A 16,235-nucleotide genomic window follows, 5' to 3' on the forward strand; every position below is an offset into this window, starting at 1 on the left:
TATGGCGGTTGCGGTTTATTGATGCGCGGTCAGCGCGGCATAGCCATTCATCAGGTTGCGGTAGTTGGGGATACGCTGCGACAACAGGTTACCCAGGCCTTCGATATCGTTGCGCCAGTCGCGGTGCAGCTCACAGGCCACCGAGAACCAGTTCATCAACTGCGCACCGGCCTGGCTCATACGGTTCCACGCCGCCTGCTGCACAGTGGTGTTGAAGGTGCCCGAGGCATCGGTCACCACGAACACTTCAAACCCTTCTGCCAGCGCCGACAAGGTCGGGAACGCCACGCAGACATCGGTGACCACGCCGGCAATGATGATCTGCTTGCGACCTGTAGCCTTAATCGCCTTGACGAAATCCTCGTTGTCCCACGCATTGATCTGGCCAGGACGAGCGATGTACGGCGCGTCCGGGAACATTTCTTTCAGCTCCGGCACCAGCGGGCCATTCGGGCCTTGTTCGAAGCTGGTGGTGAGAATCGTCGGCAGCTCGAAGAATTTGGCCAGATCGGCCAGCGCCAGCACATTGTTCTTGAACTCGTTGGGCGAGAAGTCCTGCACCAGCGAGATCAGGCCGGTTTGGTGGTCGACCAGCAGAACGATGGCGTCGTCTTTGTTCAGGCGGCTGTAAGTCGGTGCGGTCATGGCGTAGATCCTTTATCTGAGAGATTTGAAGTTCGTTAATCAGGGGTGTCGCTCAACATGGGTACAGATTAATGATTCGCCATGAACGGATAAATCGGCTGAAACAGGTTTCACTGTCTACTTATGGTGGACAATTTTCCGTGATCTTTTAAAGCGATGTATTGCGCCGTGAGGTCTTCGCTACCATGGGTGCCACCTTCCTATTGGCTGCGATGACCCTTTATGGCCCTGGCCGCTCCGCCTGACCTCACCGACACCGACGTCCCCGTGCAGCCGTTGGCGCGTACCTACCCGCGCGGGCTGTATATCGAGCCGCACCAGCATGTCTGGGGCCAGGTGCTGTATGCCGTATCCGGGGTGATGTGGGTCGAAACGCCCGGCGAAGCGCTGGTGGTGCCACCGCAGCGCGCGGTGTGGCTGCCGCCTGGCGTCGACCACGGCATTCGCGTGGTGTCGGATCTGGAAATGCGCAACATCTACCTGCGCCCGGCCATCGCCAGCATCCTGGAAAACAGCGTGCAAGTGCTCGAAGTCGGCGGCCTGCTGCGTGAGCTGATCATCAATCTGGTCGAACAGGGCCGTGAAGGCGAGGTGGACTACTACGAAGCACTGGTCAACCTGGCGCTGCTGGAACTGCAACGCGCGCGCCGCTCGTTGATCCGCATCCCCATGCCCGACGGCGCCGATCGACGCCTGATGAACCTGTGCCAGGCGGTGATCGACGAACCGTCGCTGGCGATTGCCTTCGAACAACACGCCGAAACCGCCGGCGCCAGCGTGCGCACCCTGGCCCGTCTGTTCCAGACCCGCCTGGGCATGGGCTTCGCCGAATGGCGCCGGCAAGTGCAACTGGCCACCGCCGTGGCCCGGCTGATCCAGGGCCAGCCGGTGAGCGCGATCGCCCGCACGCTGGGCTACTCACCGAGCAGCTTCAGCGACATGTTTCGCCGCGAGCTGGGCGTGGCGCCGTCGCAGTACGGCGTGGGTGTTTGAGCCTGTTACATACGCTGATCAATGCTCACATGCAGTAGTGAGCTTTCGCTAGGTCCTGCTATCTGTGCGCTGTACCTTTTCGACCTTCGTTGCTTCACGGCTTCAGGCTCAAGAGCCCGGATGCACGTTTGATGGCAGCACTATGGAGTACCGGGTCATCAGGCGACTGAGGGGCCGGAAGCGAAGGCAGGCAAGCCCAGAGTATGAAAAAGAAAAAGCCCATCATCATGGTGTCTTCCACCGTTTATGGCGTGGAAGAGCTTCTTGACCGGATTTACACCTTGCTGACCAGTTTTGGTTATGAGGTCTGGATGTCGCATAAAGGCACCGTTCCGGTGTCATCCAGTCAAACAGCCTTTCAAAGTTGTCTGGCCGCCGTAGAACAATGCGATCTTTTTCTGGGCATCATCACGCCGCAATATGGCAGCGGTGTCGATGGCAGCGGTATTTCCATTACTCATCAGGAAATCCAGAAAGCGGTGTCGCTGAAAAAACCACGCTGGTTTCTCGCTCACGATCAGGTGGTATTTTCCAGGCGTTTGCTGGCCGACCTCGGCTACCGCAAACGTGAAGAGCGCGAACAGCTCACGCTCAAGCCCAGATCGGCGTCCATCACAGATCTGAAAATAATCGATATGTACGAAGATGCGACCATGGAACAATTGCCCCTCACAGACCGGCAGGGCAATTGGGTACAAAAATTTGATTGCCACGATGACGCCGACTTGTTTGTGGTGGCTCAGTTTTCTCGCTATCAGGATGTCGAGCAGCGCCTCAAGGACCACCTGGGCAATGTGATTGCGGTTGCCCAACGCCTGGCAGGTCAGAATGAATAGGACACTCCCTGAACTCAGAGCACTGTTGTCGCTCGGCAAAAGCCAGGTGCTCGCGTGCTTGCCTCAAGCCGATATTGAAAGCTGTGGCCCCGCAGTCTGTGCATTTCTTAACAGCGAAGGCGGCTACCTGCTGTGCGGTATCGGTGAGTATGGCGAGGTTCTGGGCGTTGAAGATGCCCTGCATGTAGCGCATCAGCTTGAGGTTGTACTCAAGTCACGAATTCAGCCACCTGTGCTGTTTTCAGTTGAGGTCCAGAAAACAGATGGACTTCAATTGCTCGTGTTCGAGGTGCCCTCTGGAAAGGATATTCCCTACGCATTCAGCAACGACATTTACATCCGCCAGGATGAGCGTACGCAGAAGGCAGATATCGACACCATTCGCGATATGGTCTTGCGCAAGCAGATAGAGCCGCAACGCTGGGAGCGCCTGCTTTCATCGGAGCTGGAAGTGGAGCAACTGTCCAGTCAGGCGTGTCGCAAGCTGATTTCTGCCTCGCGTATCGTTGAGCAACTCAAGAACCTGGGGCTCTTGCAACAACTGCAAAAATTGTCGTTGTCGCACTACGGCCGTTTAACCAATGCGGCCGACATATTACTGGCTCGGGATCCCGCTCTCCGGCACCCGCAGGGCCGGGTTCGTGCCGTGTGCTATAGCAGCAAAACCGCTGATGAATATCAGGATCTGCAGCACTTTTCAGGCCCCATGAACGAGGTGATCGAACAGCTTTTTGCCTTTGTCATGCGCAATACACCTTCGCGAGCACGCTTCAGCCACGGCAGCACTCAACGAGAAGATATTGCCGTGTACCCGGAAGCTGCGATCCGTGAGGGCATCGTCAATGCGTTTGCTCATCGGGACTACGGCAGCTTCTCTGGCGGTATCAAAGTCGAGATCAGCCCAAGTCATGTTGAAATCTGGAATTCAGGCGAGTTGCCTGAGGGGATCGACGCAGACCGACTGGACCGCGCGCATATCTCGGTACTGCGCAATCCCGACATCGCTCATGTGCTGTATCTATTGGGGTATATGGAGAAACTGGGGCGCGGTAGCGTGCTGATCACACAATCGTGCAAAGCAGCAGGTCTGCGGGCACCCGTTTGGCGCTCCAGCAAGTCGGCAGGTGTGACGCTGACATTCTTCGCCCCGGAAGTTACCCCGGAAGTTGCCCCGGAAGTCGTCAGGTTGGCAGGACTCTTTACGGGAAACGCCAGGCGGGCAGAACTCCAGCGTTTGCTGAACCTGAGCGATGCTGAACATTTTCGCAAACACTACCTGATTCCGGCTCTGGAGCAGGGCGTCATCGTCATGACGCTTCCTGACAAACCCACCAGTAAAAACCAGAAGTATCGTTTGACGTCCTTGGGTGAAAGTATTCGGCAACGCCTTGCCGATTCCCCAACCTGACCGATATCCAGAAGTCCTTGGCCGGTAGCCCGGCCGCCATCTCCCTAGACTGCGGGCATTCCCTGATTGCCCGGAGCTCATCATGAGTTTTGTCATCTCTCTTGCCATTGGCATCGCTGTCGGCCTGCTCTACGGCGCACTGGATTTTCGCTCGCCCGCACCGCCCGCCGTGGCGTTGATCGGCCTGCTGGGCATGCAGCTCGGTGAAAAGGCCTGGCCGGCGGGCAAGCAGTTGCTGGGCCACTGGCTGTCCTGAATCTTTTTCCCTTGTGATCGGAGTTACCCATGAATGCACTGCAATTTTCCCGTACTGGCGATCTCGCAGCCCTGGAGTTTGTCGAGCTGCCAACCCCTGCGCCCGCCGAAGGCGAGGTGTTGATTCAGGTGAAAGCCGCCGGCCTGAACCCCAGCGATGTGAAAAACGTTCTCGGGCGCTTTCCCTACACCACCTTGCCGCGTGTACCGGGGCGCGACTTTGCAGGTGTGGTGGTCGAAGGCCCGCAAGCCCTGGTGGGCAAGGATGTGTGGGGCACCGGCAAAGAGCCCGGCTTCTTCCGTAACGGCTCGCATGCGCAGTGGCTGACCCTGCCGGCCAGCGGCGTGGCACTCAAACCCGAGGCGTTGAGTTTTACCCAGGCCGCCAGCCTCGGCGTGCCGTACACCACCGCGTGGGATGCGTTGCAGCGCAGTCAGGTCAATGCGCAAACACGCTTGCTGGTGATCGGCGGCAATGGCGCCGTCGGCAGCGCGGCACTGGCGCTGGGCCGCGTGCTCGGTGCCCAGGTACTGGGTGCGGTGCGCCGCCCCGATCAGCAACAGGCGCTGGCCGCCGAGGGTTTCGAGTCGATTGTGTTGGGTGAGCCGCAGGCCTTGGCCGGGCAAGTGAATGAGCACTTCAAGGGTGGCGCCGATGTGATCTTCGACACCACCGGCTTCTGGCTGCCGGCGTCGGTGGCGGCGCTGGCGACCTGGGGACGCATCGCGATCATCGCCGCCCCGGTCGACGGCCAGGTGCAATTGCCGTCGCTGGCGCTGTACCGCAAGGGCGGTTCGGTGGTCGGTATCAACTCGCTGCTCTACGACTGCCAGGCCTGTGCCGGCATGCTCGACCAGTTCGGGCGCTTCTTCGACGAAGGGAAGCTGGCATTGCCCGGCGGCCTGGTGGAGTCGCCGCTGAGCGAAGGGCTGGCGCGTTATGCCGAGGTCAACGAGGGCCGCAGCGAGAAGATCATCCTGATTCCCTGACCCTAACTGTCGAGGGTCAGAATCTGCAGAAACAACGCGAAAAATCCGAAAAACACCCAGAAGATGCTGAACAACCACGGCGCTCGCTTGGAGAACAGCAAGGATTTCTTCGGGCCTGTTTCGCTGGATTCCCAGTCGCTGAACAGCGGCGAGTCGTCATAAGTCAGGCCAATGACCGGCTCGCTGCTCAGCAACTGCGCCTGCTTGTGATGCCAGTGCTGAATGATCTCGCAGGCCGCGCGAATACCCGGCCAGGCGCTCAGGGTATTGAGCAGGCCGAGCAGGGCGAGCATTGGCGGGATCACCAGGGTAAACATCATGCCCCAGTCTGGATTCATGTTGGCCATCGATGAGGCGTAGGCAATCACCAGAAACGACTGCGCCGTGAGATAGGCATTGGTGCGGTTGGACAGGTTGGTGGTTTCGTACTGGATCTCGCGCCGATAGAAATCCAGGCGCTCCTTGGGGGTGCCAAACAGCCGGGTGCTCTTGTCTTTCACCACGTCTTCGGGCGTTTCGTCGGTAATGATTCTGGGCACGCGCTGGAACCTGCAATGAACAATCAGCTAGGTAGACTGCTAAGCGGTCATGCGGTTCGATGGCGGTGACGAGCGTCGGACGACGGCATTGCAGGCCTTCTGATGGCCCCGTAAGATGAGAACGATTTTCAAATCCCGGATCATGAACGGTGTCTACATCCTCGACTCGCAAGCTGGGTTTCTTCTTCAGTGACCATCATCGCTGGCTGCTGCAGCACATTCAGGGACGGCTGCGCAGCCATGCCGGTAATCGCGCTGACGCCGAGGACACGGCTGCCGAGGCGTTCTGCCAGATGCTCGCGGCCAAGGTCGACCCCGACAGCATTCAGCAGCCGCGCGCCTACCTGTCGACCATCGCCCGACGCCTGCTGCTTGATCGCCACCGGCGCCGGCAACTGGAAAACGCCTATCTGGAGCGTCTGGCCCTGCTGCCGGAGCGGGTGGCGCCGTCGCCGGAAGAACAACACCTGCTGATCGAGGCGCTGCTGACCATCGACCGCGTCCTTGAGGGCCTGCCGACGATCGTCAAAAGCGTGTTCCTCTACAGCCAGCTCGACGGCCTGAGTTATGTCGACATCGCCAGCAAACTGAACCTCAGCGAGCGCACGGTAAGCCGCTACATGAAACAGGCGCTGTGCCAGTGCTATCTGGCGGACGCGCTGCCGTGAGCCGGCCGGTGATCGATCCGTTGGGCGAGCAGGCCGTCGACTGGATGGTGCGCCTGAGTGCCGGGCATCACGAGCCCGGTCTACAGGCTGAATTCGACGCCTGGCTGCAGCACGATCCGGCCCATGCGCAAGCCTGGCAGCGCCTGCAGGATCGCATCGGCGGTTCGTTCAACGTGGTGCGCTCGCTGGAGCGACACAAGCCCGGCCAGGCGGACGAAGCCCGGCGCCTGTTGCTCACGCCCTCGACCTCGCGCCGCGATGTGTTGCGCGGCCTGGCCGCCATCGGCCTGCTGGGCGGCGGTTTGTGGCTGGCAGCACGCAGCAGCACCGGGCAGGTGTTGCTGGCCGATTTGCACACTGGCACCGGCGAGCGGCGCACTGTCGAGCTGGCCGATGGCAGCCGCCTGAGCCTGAATGCCGACAGCGCCGTAGACCTGGATTTCAGCGCCAGCCAGCGGCTGATCATCCTGCGTCGCGGCGAGCTGATCATTCAGGTGGCCGCCGACCCGCGACGGCCACTGCGCGTACGCAGCGCCCAAGGCGAAGCCCGCGCGCTGGGCACCCGCTTCATGGTCGGCCAAGAGCGCGACGCCACCCGTCTGGTGGTGCTGGAACACAGCGTCCGCGCCCGCCTGCTCGACGGCAGCGAACGCGATGTGAGTGAAGGCCAGGCCGTCTTGATGGGCACCGGGCGCATCGAAACACTGAACGACGACCCACTGCGCCGAACCGCCTGGCTCGACGGCCGCCTCAATGTGCTTGACGAGCCGTTGAGCGAAGTGATCGACGCCTTGCGCCCGTACTCGACCGGCATTCTGCATCTGGCGCCCGAGGTTCAGGGCTTGCGTGTACAGGGCGTTTTCCCGCTCGACGACCCGCAGCGCACCTTGCAGGCGCTGGCCGAAACCCTGCCTATCAAGATCGAGCGTTATACGCCGTGGGTGACGTTGATCGGGGCACGTTGATGTGCGTGTCATCAATGGATTTCTGCATTTTTTTGAAAGTCTTTCTCATTCGTGTCCGGTTTTCATCTTTCGTCCCACCTATCTCCTGAAGACAATTAAAAACATCATCAGGAGCATGCTGTGCACAACCCTTGGTTTCCCGCCCTTGCGCTGGCCATCGCCGTCGCCGCCATCAGCGCCCCGGTCATGGCGCAAAGCACCCAGACCTTCAACCTGCCTGCCGGCGCGCTGGCCGATACGCTCAATCGCATCGCCAGCCAGGGCGGCCTGATCCTGTCACTGGACCCGGCGCTGGTCAGCGGCAAACAGGCGCCGGCCATCCACGGTGAAATGACCGCCAGCCAGGCGTTGCAACAGGCCGTGGCCGGCAGCGGGCTGGATGTGCTGGTGACCGGCAGCGGCAATGTCACGGTGGTACCGAGTGTCAGTGCAGAGCAGGCGCTGGAGCTGTCGTCGGTGACGATTTCCGGCAAGGCGCCGGGGTCGATTACCGAAGGGACGGGTTTGTACACGACCTACTCAACGAGCAGCTCGACGCGACTCAACCTGACCCCTAAAGAAACGCCGCAATCGGTCACTGTACTGACACGCCAACGGCTGGATGATCAACGGATCGAAAATGTTATTGATGCGCTGGATGCGACCGCCGGAATAACGGTCAGCCGTGCCGGGGTGGATATCGACAATGACTTGCTCTATTCACGCGGTTTCATCCTCAATAACTACGCAATTGATGGGGTTCGTACATCCTCATCCTTGGCCAATCAGCGTTTAAGTGCGGCGGTCTACGACCGCATCGAAGTTGTGCGTGGCGCTACCGGCCTGATCAGTGGTATGGGCACACCTTCGGCAACCATTAACCTGATCCGCAAGCGCCCGACCCTGGAACCACAATTCAGTTTTACAGCGGAGGCGGGCAGTTGGGATCGCTACGGCAGCGGATTTGACCTGTCGGGGCCATTAACCGAGTCAGGCAACATTCGCGGTCGCCTGGTGGCTGACTATAAGAATCAGCATGCTTGGGTAGATCGTTTCGAAAAAGAAGAATCGGTGCTTTACGGCATCAGCGAGATCGACCTGAGCGAAAACACGCTGCTGACACTCGGGTTTAACTTTCAGACCAGCGATGCAAATTCGCCGATGCGCAGCGGATACCTCATGTACTACAACAATGGTCAGCGTATCGATTTCAAGCGCTCGGCCAACAATGCTCCCGATTGGTCCTATTACGATAACGAGTTGAGCGGTGTTTTCGCTTCGTTGGAGCATTCATTCGACTCGGGATGGAGCGCCAAGGCCGAGTATCGATATAACCAGTACCGTAGTAGTGCCGTGGTGCCTTATATGGCGGGCTCTGTTAATCAGGCAACGGGGGCCGGTGCCTATATTGCACCGGCGCGTTTCAGAGGTGACCCTAAGGAAAATAGCCTGGACCTGTACGCCACAGGGCCCTTTTCGCTGTTCAACCGCGAGCACGAGCTGATCACAGGCGCCACGTTGTCGGATTTAAGTGAAGACAGCCCGGCCTACGGAAGCTGGATGTACCCCTACACCGGCTATAACGGCAGTATTCCCAACCTGCTCGACTGGGACGGCAGCCTCAATAAACCTGCCTTTCCAAAGACCGCTGATATCGACATGCATGAATATCAGTATGGAGCCTACTTGAGCACGCGCTTGCACCTTACGGACTCGACTCAGTTAATCCTGGGTAATCGGGTTACCCATTGGAAGCGCAACAGGGACAGCACAAGTATTAATGGAGTCACGAGCAAGACCAGCCATCGTGAAAGCGGCGTCTACATTCCCTACGCCGGCCTGGTCCAGGCGTTGAACGAGACCTGGTCGTTGTATGCCAGTTATACAAAGATCTTCAATCCTCAACCTGTTTATGTGCGCGATATCAACCAATCGCCTTTGGCGCCGGAAGAGGGCAGTAGCTACGAGATCGGGGCAAAGGCCAGCTTCAACGACGGTCGCCTGACCTCAAGCTTTTCATTGTTCAAAACCGAGCAAGATAATCTCGCCGTCCTTGTGGATGACGGTACGTTCACCAACTACACCTCCGAACAGGGCACGACCAGCCAAGGGTTGGAAATGGAACTCAGTGGCGAACTTGTCGATGGCTGGCAGTTCACCAGCGGCTACACCTACAGTGTCATCGAAGATAACGAAGGCGCGCGTATCGTTACTCAAGTACCGCGCCATAGCTTGAAAACGTTTACCACGTACCGTCTGCCCGGCGCGCTGGACAAACTGACCGTGGGCGGTGGCATCAATTGGCAGAGCAAGACCGGGACGGACCTCAAGTACTTCACGCAAGGTAGCTATGCGCTTGCCAGCTTGATGGCACGTTACGAAATCAACCAGAACCTTACCGCTTCGTTCAATTTGAACAATCTGTTCGATAAGGAATACTTTGCCGGCGGCCCGAGATGCTGTGGTGTTTACGGCGAGCCACGCAACTTCATGACCTCCCTGAAGTACACCTACTGATTTTTACCGCTCACTGGCGCACCTGATCTTCAGGTGCGTTACCGCTTTTGAACTTCCCCTCGCACACACATTGACCCTGCCCGATCGCGGTATGCTCACCGGCTCATTTCCCCACAAGACTTTTGCGTATGTCCTGTCCCCACGAAGACCACTTTCAGGCCCTCGAACACTGGCTCGGCCAGCCCCTGGCCACGTCATTACGTGAGCACTTGAAACACGCCAACGGTGCCGAATATGGCGACTACGTCCGCTTTTACGCCCCTGATGAACTGCTTGAACGTAACAAAACCTATGAGGTGCAGTCTTACTGCCCAGGCTGGTTAACCATTGGTGACGATGGCGGGGGCAGGGCGGTGATGGTGGCGCCCGGCTTGAAACCGGCAACGGTGTTTCTGGTCGATCACGGCAGCATGGCCCGCGAGGAGTTTCATGGGGTGGCCGATGAGTTGCTGGCGTGGGTCGATCAGGGTTGCCCGCTGCCGGACGACTGACAAATAAGAGAAATCTCATGAGTACAGCATTGTTAAAGGCCGCTGCTGCGGGGCAGAACGAGCGCTTGCAAGCGTTGCTGGACGACGGGGCGGACATCAATTTTGCCGACAAGATGCCCGGCCGTACGGCGCTGATCGAAGCGGCGATTGCGGGGCACATCGAGACGCTGTGTTTGCTGATCGACAAGGGCGCCGACCTGGACCTGCACGACCGTGCCATGGGCTTTACCGCGCTGGGCTGGGCGGCGCATTCCGGTGACCTGCATATTCTTGAGTTGTTGCTCGGCGCCGGTGCGGGGGTAGACCTGACCGGTAACGATTATGAGCATTCACCGTTGATGGTCGCGGCGCTGCAAGGGCGTGTCGAGATCGTCGAAGCCTTGCTGGAGGCCGGTGCCGATGTGCAGGCGCAGACCCGTCATGGCCGCAATGCGCTGTCGATGGCGCAAGAGCGCGGGCATGCCGAGGTCGTGGCGTTGCTGCTGAGCCGTGGCGCCTGCCCGCCGCTGCTGCCCGAAGAAGTTTATCTGCCGTGGCCGCCCGTGGCGGATAACCTGTCCGATGTCGACCACAGCGACCCTGCCAGCGTGTTGCGTGGCTTTATCCTGGCCATGAATCGTTGGGAAACCGAATGCTATCAACACAGCGAACAGGTTGGCGTTCGCGAGCTGGACTGGGACTTCGTCCGTCAAGGGCTTGCAGGCATTTTCGAGCGGTTCTGCACGCTCAAGCCGCGTCCGCAGGGCCGTGGCAACAGCATCGGCTGGCCGCCCGATTACACCCCCGGCGAAGCGCTGGTGAGTATCGAAAACAAAGGCCGGCGCGCCACGTTGATGACGCGCCAGGCGCCGGATGGCCCGATGCGTTATGAGGCGCTTTACGCCGCCGTGCGCACCGACGACACCTGGCGGCTGGACAGTAAAAAGACCCGTCCCTGGGGCACGCTGAACTGGGACAAAGGCATTCTTTAAATCACGACCAAGGAGCTTTCATGAGCATCGATAATCCCGCTATGGGCGACCACGTTTTCCTGCAAGGCATGTACGCCGATGACTACTTTCCCGACGAGGTCGTCGACCTGTGCAAAGACGTGCTGGTCGACCTGTGCCGACAGATCGAGCAGCAAAAACCGGCCGACCTTGAAGCGCTGTACGTGCTGAGCCATGCCGCCACCGAGCGGCTTAACGGCCTGCAGGAAACCTTCGAAGAACACGGCAGCGAAATCGAAAGCACCGCCCGCGATGCGCTGGCCGAAGACTTTGCCTGGATCGCCACGGCGTATGGTTTCGCCGAGGCCGACATCGAAGAGCTGACTGCACCACGGGAGTGGTAAGCGCGGGCGTTTTCAATATATTCCAAGCGCGTATTGGTGCGTAGGACCGGCTTTAGCCGGGAAGCAGGCACCGCGTAACGACTGTTCCCGACTAAAGTCGGTCCTACGGTCCTGCGACGGTGCAGCACATAATGCAGGCATAGCCTTTTCAGACCACGAAGTGCTTTTCCACACCCTTGGAAAAGTGCGTGCAGTTGATCCGCAGAAAGGCCTGGTAGTTACGGCTCACTGAAAATACCGAGCCTGGCAGCAACAGGATGTCGTGCTGTTCAAGCCTGTGGATAAACCCCTGTTGGTCGGCAATGGCTGGGTGTTGTGCCCAGATGAACATGCCGCTTTCAGGGGCGATCTCGAACTGCCAGCCACGGTTTTTCAGTACGCGCTGGGTCTTGTTCTGTTGCTCGATCAGTTTCTGCCGCAGGTGCTTCATGTGCCCTGCGTAGGTGCCGTCGGCGAGGATGGTGTTGACGAAGCGCTCGCAGAACGCCGGCACCGCCACGCAGGTCAGCAGTTTCAGGCGCGTCAGCGGCTCGACCAGCGCTGGCGGGCAGGCGATGTAGCCGACCCGTAAGGAGGCCGACAGGCACTTGGAAAAGCTGCCGACGTAGATGACCCGCTCCAGGTTATCCAGCTCGGCGAAGGTTTGCCGGGCGGTGGGGCTGAAGTCGCCGTAGACATCGTCCTCGATGATGAAAAAGTCATGCCTGACGGCCAGGCGCAGCACATTGAATGCGTTGTTCGCCGTGATCGTGCCGCCGGTGGGATTGTGGAACGTGCTGTTGCAGAAAAACGCCCTGACGGGCTGACGTGCCAGCAGGCTTTCGAGTTCGGCAATGTCGGGGCCTTCGGCAGTGCGCCGGATACCGATCACCTGCGCGCCGTTCAGTTGCAACAGGCGCACCAGGTTGCCGTTGCACGGCTCATCCACCAGCACCGTATCGCCGGGTTTGATCAACAGCCGGGCGATCAGGTCCAGTGCGTGGGTCGCCCCCAGCGTGGTCAGAATCTGGCCGGGGCGGGTGTCGATGCGGGTCAGGCGTTTGATGTGCACGCACAACTGTTTGCGCAGCGGCAAATAGCCGGAAATATCGCCGTACTCGACCAGCGAATTCTGCTCCAGGCGCGCCGTGCGGCGAATCGCCTTGGTCAGCAGGTCGGTGTCTTTCCAGCCGGCGGGCAACCAGCCGCAACCGAGCTTGGTGTAGTGCGGTCCGCCTTGCAGAAAGTTGAACAACGGATCACCGGCCATGCACTCAGGCTCCGGCTCGCTGTGTTGCGGGCGTGCGCCGATGGCGACGAAATAACCGCTGCCCGCGTGGGCTTCCAGCACGCCTTCACTGACCAGCCGGGCGAAGGCCGAGACCACCTGGTGGTAGGTCGCATCGGTGTCGGCAACGAAGCGGCGAATCGACGGCAGGCGCTGGCCCACGGTCCATTCGCCGGCTTGCAGGCGCGCCTTGAGCTGGGCATGGAAAGGCTGGCTGGGCATGGCTGATCCCGGATTATTGTTAGGAAAAACAGCCTAACAGTTCGCTGCAAAGGGTGTCGACTGTGAGCCTGCTGCGCACGGGTACACGGCACTATCCGGTTTCGGTACTCCATCAACCAGACCACTGGATGAGCACACCCCATGCGTACACTCCCGGCCCGAACCTGGCTGTATTTCGCCGCTCAATCGATCAACCTGACCTGCGCGGTCATGTCGGTGACCATGGCCGCCACCGTCGGCGCTGCACTGGCCCCCGCGCCCGCGCTGTCGACGGTGCCATATGGTTTTCAGTTTTTATGGCTGATGCTGGCGACCTACCCGGTGGCCTGGCTGATGGGCCGTTGGGGCCGAAAACGTACCTTTCTGCTGGGCAACGTTGCGTTGGCCATTGCCGGCATCAGCGGCTATCAGGCGGTCGTCCAGCACAGCTTTTTGCTGCTGGTGGTCTGCCATTCCGCGCTCGGTGTGTATGTCGCATTCGCTAACTTCAACCGCTTTGCCGCCACCGACAATCTGGCCGCGCACCTCAAGCCCAAGGCCATTTCGCTGGTGGTCGCCGGTGGCGTGATCGCCGCCGTGGTCGGGCCGACGCTGACTGAATGGCTGCGCGATGTGGGCGCTCATGAGGCCTTTGCACTGTGCTATGTCGCGTTCATCGGCCTGGCTGCGCTGGCGACACTGGTCACCCTTTGCCTGCCGAGCGACAGCGGCCTGGCCGTACGGCCGCGCACCGCATCGCAACCCGGCAGCCAGCGCTCGTCTCTGACACCACCGATCCTGCTGGCCATGGCGGTCGCGGCGCTGGGCTACTTCATCATGCACCTGCTGATGATCCAGGCCTCGATGCACATGCAGCACATGCATGAGGACTTCAGCGCCATGCGTCTGGCCATTCAGTGGCATGTGATCGCGATGTTTGCCCCGTCGTTTTTCACCGGCTGGATCATCGAGCGACTCGGGCTGAAAACCACCTTGTGCCTTGGGTTGTGGCTGCTGATCGCCAGCGCAGCGGTCAATATCGCGTCGAGCCATTACGTGGCCGTCAGCGCCGCGCTGATTCTGCTGGGCCTGGGCTGGAACCTGACCTACGTCGGCAGCGGCGCCTTGCTCGCCCAACAGCTTGACGGCCAGGCGCAGGCCTTCAAGGTGCAAGGCCAGAACGACCTGGCCATCGCCATCTGCGCGACCCTTGGCGCCTTCGCGCCGGCGCTGTTGCTGAGCGGCATGGGCTGGCAGGGCAGTAACTGGCTGTGTGTGGGTCTGGCGCTGTTGGTGCTGGTGGCGGCGGTAAACGTGCTGAAGGCACCTGCTCGTTCAGCTGTTTCGGTGATCTGAGCTGCCGTACAGCGGCCGACTTTGATTTTTATCAGGGTTGCGTATACGTTACATCTCATTTGGTTTGTCACGTATACAAGACATGGATTATGAACTCATCGCCACTCGCCTAGGCCAACAAATACGCGAAAAGCGCCTTAATCGCGGCCATACCCAAGCCAGCCTTGCGGCATTGTCGCGCCTGACCCGGCAGAAGATCATTGCCATCGAGCAAGGCAGCCTGTCGGTCAGCCTGGCCGCTTATGCCCAGGCGCTGGCGGCGCTGGATTGCGAGTTGAATGTGGTGCCCGCGCGATATCCCACGCTGGAAGAAGTGCAGGGGTTATTTGATTGAAGCGTGCAATCTTGAAGGTCGCCACGCCTCAGGGTGGCAGCGGCAAGGTCCTCACCAGCGGTGAGGATTACCTGTTTCGCTACAACGAAGAGGCGCCTGCACAGGCCGCGATCAGTTTGCTGATGCCGGTGCGGGCCGATGAGTATCGCCATCGCGAACTGATGCCGATCTTTCAGATGAACCTGCCCGAAGGCTATGTACTTGAGCAGTTGCGCAATCGACTGGCCAAAACCGTGAATGTCGATCCGATGCTGCTATTGGCGTTATCGGGCAGCAGTTCGCCAATCGGCCGGGTGTTCGTAAACTCGCCCGACGTCGATGCGTTATTGAAGCGTCAGGTCTTTGCGGGCGAACGGTTGAATGAAATCCTGACCTGGGATGGCACTGAAGACATCTTTGCCGATCTGGTCGACCGATACATTTTGCGCGCCGGAATTTCCGGCGTTCAGCCCAAGGTGATGGTGCCCGAGCAAGTCCAGGCGGACGCGCAGAGGTTCACCTCGAAAACCCCGGAACTGATCATAAAAAGCGGCAGGGATGAATACCCTGGTCTGGCGATCAATGAATTTCTTTGCATGTCGGTTGCGCAAGAAGCGGGTATTGAAGTGCCTCCGTTCTACCTGTCCGATAACGCAAAGCTGTTTGTCATGCGCCGCTTTGATCGCAATGAGCAACTTGAGCCTGTCGGTTTTGAAGACATGGCCGTGCTCATGGGGCTGGCGACCGAGCAGAAGTACAGCAAGAGCTATTCGGCGATTGCCAAGGCGATTCGCATGTACTGCGCGCCCGATCAGGTTCAAGGCTCACTGAAGCAACTGTTCGCCATCGTCGCCTTGAGTTGCATCCTCGGTAACGGCGATGCGCACCTTAAAAACTTTGGCTTGCTGTACACCGACCCCACCCAGCGCAGCGCACGACTGGCGCCGGCTTACGACATCGTCAACACCACTGCCTATATCCCGCAAGACGTTTTGGCGCTTGATCTGGCAGGCAACAAATCATTGTTTGCCTCGCGGCAGGGGCTTCTGGATTTTGCGGAAAATTGCGCGGTCGAGCGGCCGGCAGAGGTGATTCGCGGATTGCTGCATGCTTTGGAACGAGTCCTGGCCCGTTTTCCCGAACACTGTGCACAGGCGCCACATGTAGTCGCGGCGATCAGGCAGAGTGCAGGGCCGTTTATTCAGACGTTTGGTTGAGCGATCATGCCGATGCATTGGTGGGCTTTCGTCAGGACTGGGTGGAAATCACCGACCCTGCGGTGCTGGCCACCAGCGGCAAGACCCATCACCCCATCGTCAGCCACAGCGGCGTGGCCGACGATCGCGTGCCCGGCAGCGTGTTTGAAATCACGCCGGCGGAACTGGCGGCGGCAGATGCCTATGAGGTCTCGGATTACCAGCGCGTGGCCGTGGTGCTGGCTTCGGGCGCTGAAGCCTGGGTGTACGTGCAGCGCTGATC

Annotated in this window: 17 protein-coding genes and 1 pseudogene; 15 read left to right on the forward strand and 3 right to left on the reverse strand. The window is 59.7% G+C overall.

Annotation, left to right across the window (positions count from 1 at the left end; genetic code table 11):
* Positions 1–15 precede the first annotated feature (15 nt).
* Positions 16–645, reverse strand: coding sequence for an isochorismate family cysteine hydrolase YcaC (ycaC, locus tag ACYAS9_RS06395; RefSeq protein WP_463567484.1), 630 nt, complete (start codon positions 643–645; stop codon positions 16–18).
* Positions 646–867: 222 nt separating this feature from the next.
* Between ycaC and ACYAS9_RS06400 the strand changes: the two genes are divergently transcribed.
* The 5 genes from ACYAS9_RS06400 (at position 868) to ACYAS9_RS06420 (ending at position 5,127) form a co-directional block, all read left to right on the forward strand.
* A complete protein-coding gene (locus ACYAS9_RS06400) occupies positions 868–1,638 on the forward strand; it encodes an AraC family transcriptional regulator (RefSeq protein ID WP_463567485.1) in 771 nt (256 codons plus the stop codon).
* Between the two features lie 203 nt (positions 1,639–1,841).
* A complete protein-coding gene (locus ACYAS9_RS06405) occupies positions 1,842–2,474 on the forward strand; it encodes a DUF4062 domain-containing protein (RefSeq protein WP_463567486.1) in 633 nt (210 codons plus the stop codon).
* Positions 2,467–3,882: a Fic family protein gene (locus tag ACYAS9_RS06410; protein ID WP_463567487.1), complete on the forward strand. Its 1,416-nt coding sequence runs from the start codon at positions 2,467–2,469 to the stop codon at positions 3,880–3,882. The genes ACYAS9_RS06405 and ACYAS9_RS06410 overlap by 8 nt, the downstream gene beginning before the upstream one ends.
* A gap of 82 nt (positions 3,883–3,964) precedes the next feature.
* On the forward strand, positions 3,965–4,138 hold the full coding sequence (locus tag ACYAS9_RS06415; protein ID WP_463567488.1) for a DUF1427 family protein: 174 nt from the start codon (positions 3,965–3,967) through the stop codon (positions 4,136–4,138).
* Between the two features lie 29 nt (positions 4,139–4,167).
* On the forward strand, positions 4,168–5,127 hold the full coding sequence (locus tag ACYAS9_RS06420) for a quinone oxidoreductase family protein (RefSeq protein WP_463567489.1): 960 nt from the start codon (positions 4,168–4,170) through the stop codon (positions 5,125–5,127).
* Positions 5,128–5,129: 2 nt separating this feature from the next.
* Here the strand turns inward: ACYAS9_RS06420 and ACYAS9_RS06425 are convergent, their stop codons facing one another.
* Entirely contained in the window at positions 5,130–5,666 is a 537-nt protein-coding gene (locus tag ACYAS9_RS06425; RefSeq protein ID WP_463567490.1) for a hypothetical protein, read from the reverse strand.
* A 149-nt stretch (positions 5,667–5,815) separates the two neighbouring features.
* Between ACYAS9_RS06425 and ACYAS9_RS06430 the strand changes: the two genes are divergently transcribed.
* The 6 genes from ACYAS9_RS06430 (at position 5,816) to ACYAS9_RS06455 (ending at position 11,619) form a co-directional block, all read left to right on the forward strand.
* Positions 5,816–6,334 (forward strand): sigma-70 family RNA polymerase sigma factor, encoded by a 519-nt coding sequence (locus ACYAS9_RS06430; protein WP_463567491.1) that lies wholly within the window; start codon positions 5,816–5,818, stop codon positions 6,332–6,334.
* A complete protein-coding gene (locus ACYAS9_RS06435) occupies positions 6,331–7,299 on the forward strand; it encodes a FecR domain-containing protein (protein ID WP_463567492.1) in 969 nt (322 codons plus the stop codon). The genes ACYAS9_RS06430 and ACYAS9_RS06435 overlap by 4 nt, the downstream gene beginning before the upstream one ends.
* A gap of 120 nt (positions 7,300–7,419) precedes the next feature.
* The gene (locus ACYAS9_RS06440) at positions 7,420–9,795 is read left to right on the forward strand and encodes a TonB-dependent siderophore receptor (protein WP_463567493.1); all 2,376 of its coding nucleotides are present in this window, start codon (positions 7,420–7,422) and stop codon (positions 9,793–9,795) included.
* Positions 9,796–9,923: 128 nt separating this feature from the next.
* Positions 9,924–10,286: an SMI1/KNR4 family protein gene (locus tag ACYAS9_RS06445; RefSeq protein ID WP_463567494.1), complete on the forward strand. Its 363-nt coding sequence runs from the start codon at positions 9,924–9,926 to the stop codon at positions 10,284–10,286.
* A gap of 17 nt (positions 10,287–10,303) precedes the next feature.
* Positions 10,304–11,257, forward strand: coding sequence for an ankyrin repeat domain-containing protein (locus ACYAS9_RS06450; RefSeq protein WP_463567495.1), 954 nt, complete (start codon positions 10,304–10,306; stop codon positions 11,255–11,257).
* Between the two features lie 20 nt (positions 11,258–11,277).
* Positions 11,278–11,619, forward strand: a complete 342-nt coding sequence (locus ACYAS9_RS06455) for a DUF5713 family protein (RefSeq protein WP_463567496.1) — start codon at positions 11,278–11,280, stop codon at positions 11,617–11,619.
* 148 nt (positions 11,620–11,767) lie between these two features.
* Here the strand turns inward: ACYAS9_RS06455 and ACYAS9_RS06460 are convergent, their stop codons facing one another.
* Positions 11,768–13,108, reverse strand: a complete 1,341-nt coding sequence (locus tag ACYAS9_RS06460; RefSeq protein ID WP_463567497.1) for an aminotransferase-like domain-containing protein — start codon at positions 13,106–13,108, stop codon at positions 11,768–11,770.
* Between the two features lie 141 nt (positions 13,109–13,249).
* On the opposite strand from ACYAS9_RS06460, the gene ACYAS9_RS06465 reads away from it, so the two are divergent.
* The 4 genes and pseudogenes from ACYAS9_RS06465 to ACYAS9_RS06480 form a co-directional block, all read left to right on the forward strand.
* Positions 13,250–14,443, forward strand: coding sequence for an MFS transporter (locus ACYAS9_RS06465; RefSeq protein ID WP_463567498.1), 1,194 nt, complete (start codon positions 13,250–13,252; stop codon positions 14,441–14,443).
* An 82-nt stretch (positions 14,444–14,525) separates the two neighbouring features.
* A complete protein-coding gene (locus tag ACYAS9_RS06470; RefSeq protein WP_463567499.1) occupies positions 14,526–14,777 on the forward strand; it encodes a helix-turn-helix transcriptional regulator in 252 nt (83 codons plus the stop codon).
* A complete protein-coding gene (locus ACYAS9_RS06475; RefSeq protein ID WP_463567500.1) occupies positions 14,774–15,973 on the forward strand; it encodes a type II toxin-antitoxin system HipA family toxin in 1,200 nt (399 codons plus the stop codon). Before ACYAS9_RS06470 ends, ACYAS9_RS06475 begins: the two co-directional genes overlap by 4 nt.
* Positions 15,970–16,233 (forward strand): annotated as a pseudogene (locus ACYAS9_RS06480) (gamma-glutamylcyclotransferase family protein); the annotation flags it as partial. The gene ACYAS9_RS06475 and the pseudogene ACYAS9_RS06480, both read left to right, overlap by 4 nt.
* Positions 16,234–16,235: the final 2 nt, after the last annotated feature.

Source organism: Pseudomonas sp. HP_08 (assembly GCF_055284095.1).

Excerpts from the sequence above, each read along its gene's own strand:
- ycaC (WP_463567484.1), bottom strand. The coding sequence starts at position 645 with ATGACCGCACCGACTTACAGCCGCCTGAACAAAGACGACGCCATCGTT.
- ACYAS9_RS06400 (WP_463567485.1), top strand. The coding sequence starts at position 868 with ATGGCCCTGGCCGCTCCGCCTGACCTCACCGACACCGACGTCCCCGTG.
- ACYAS9_RS06405 (WP_463567486.1), top strand. The coding sequence starts at position 1,842 with ATGAAAAAGAAAAAGCCCATCATCATGGTGTCTTCCACCGTTTATGGC.
- ACYAS9_RS06410 (WP_463567487.1), top strand. The coding sequence starts at position 2,467 with ATGAATAGGACACTCCCTGAACTCAGAGCACTGTTGTCGCTCGGCAAA.
- ACYAS9_RS06415 (WP_463567488.1), top strand. The coding sequence starts at position 3,965 with ATGAGTTTTGTCATCTCTCTTGCCATTGGCATCGCTGTCGGCCTGCTC.
- ACYAS9_RS06420 (WP_463567489.1), top strand. The coding sequence starts at position 4,168 with ATGAATGCACTGCAATTTTCCCGTACTGGCGATCTCGCAGCCCTGGAG.
- ACYAS9_RS06445 (WP_463567494.1), top strand. The coding sequence starts at position 9,924 with ATGTCCTGTCCCCACGAAGACCACTTTCAGGCCCTCGAACACTGGCTC.
- ACYAS9_RS06450 (WP_463567495.1), top strand. The coding sequence starts at position 10,304 with ATGAGTACAGCATTGTTAAAGGCCGCTGCTGCGGGGCAGAACGAGCGC.
- ACYAS9_RS06455 (WP_463567496.1), top strand. The coding sequence starts at position 11,278 with ATGAGCATCGATAATCCCGCTATGGGCGACCACGTTTTCCTGCAAGGC.
- ACYAS9_RS06460 (WP_463567497.1), bottom strand. The coding sequence starts at position 13,108 with ATGCCCAGCCAGCCTTTCCATGCCCAGCTCAAGGCGCGCCTGCAAGCC.
- ACYAS9_RS06465 (WP_463567498.1), top strand. The coding sequence starts at position 13,250 with ATGCGTACACTCCCGGCCCGAACCTGGCTGTATTTCGCCGCTCAATCG.
- ACYAS9_RS06470 (WP_463567499.1), top strand. The coding sequence starts at position 14,526 with ATGGATTATGAACTCATCGCCACTCGCCTAGGCCAACAAATACGCGAA.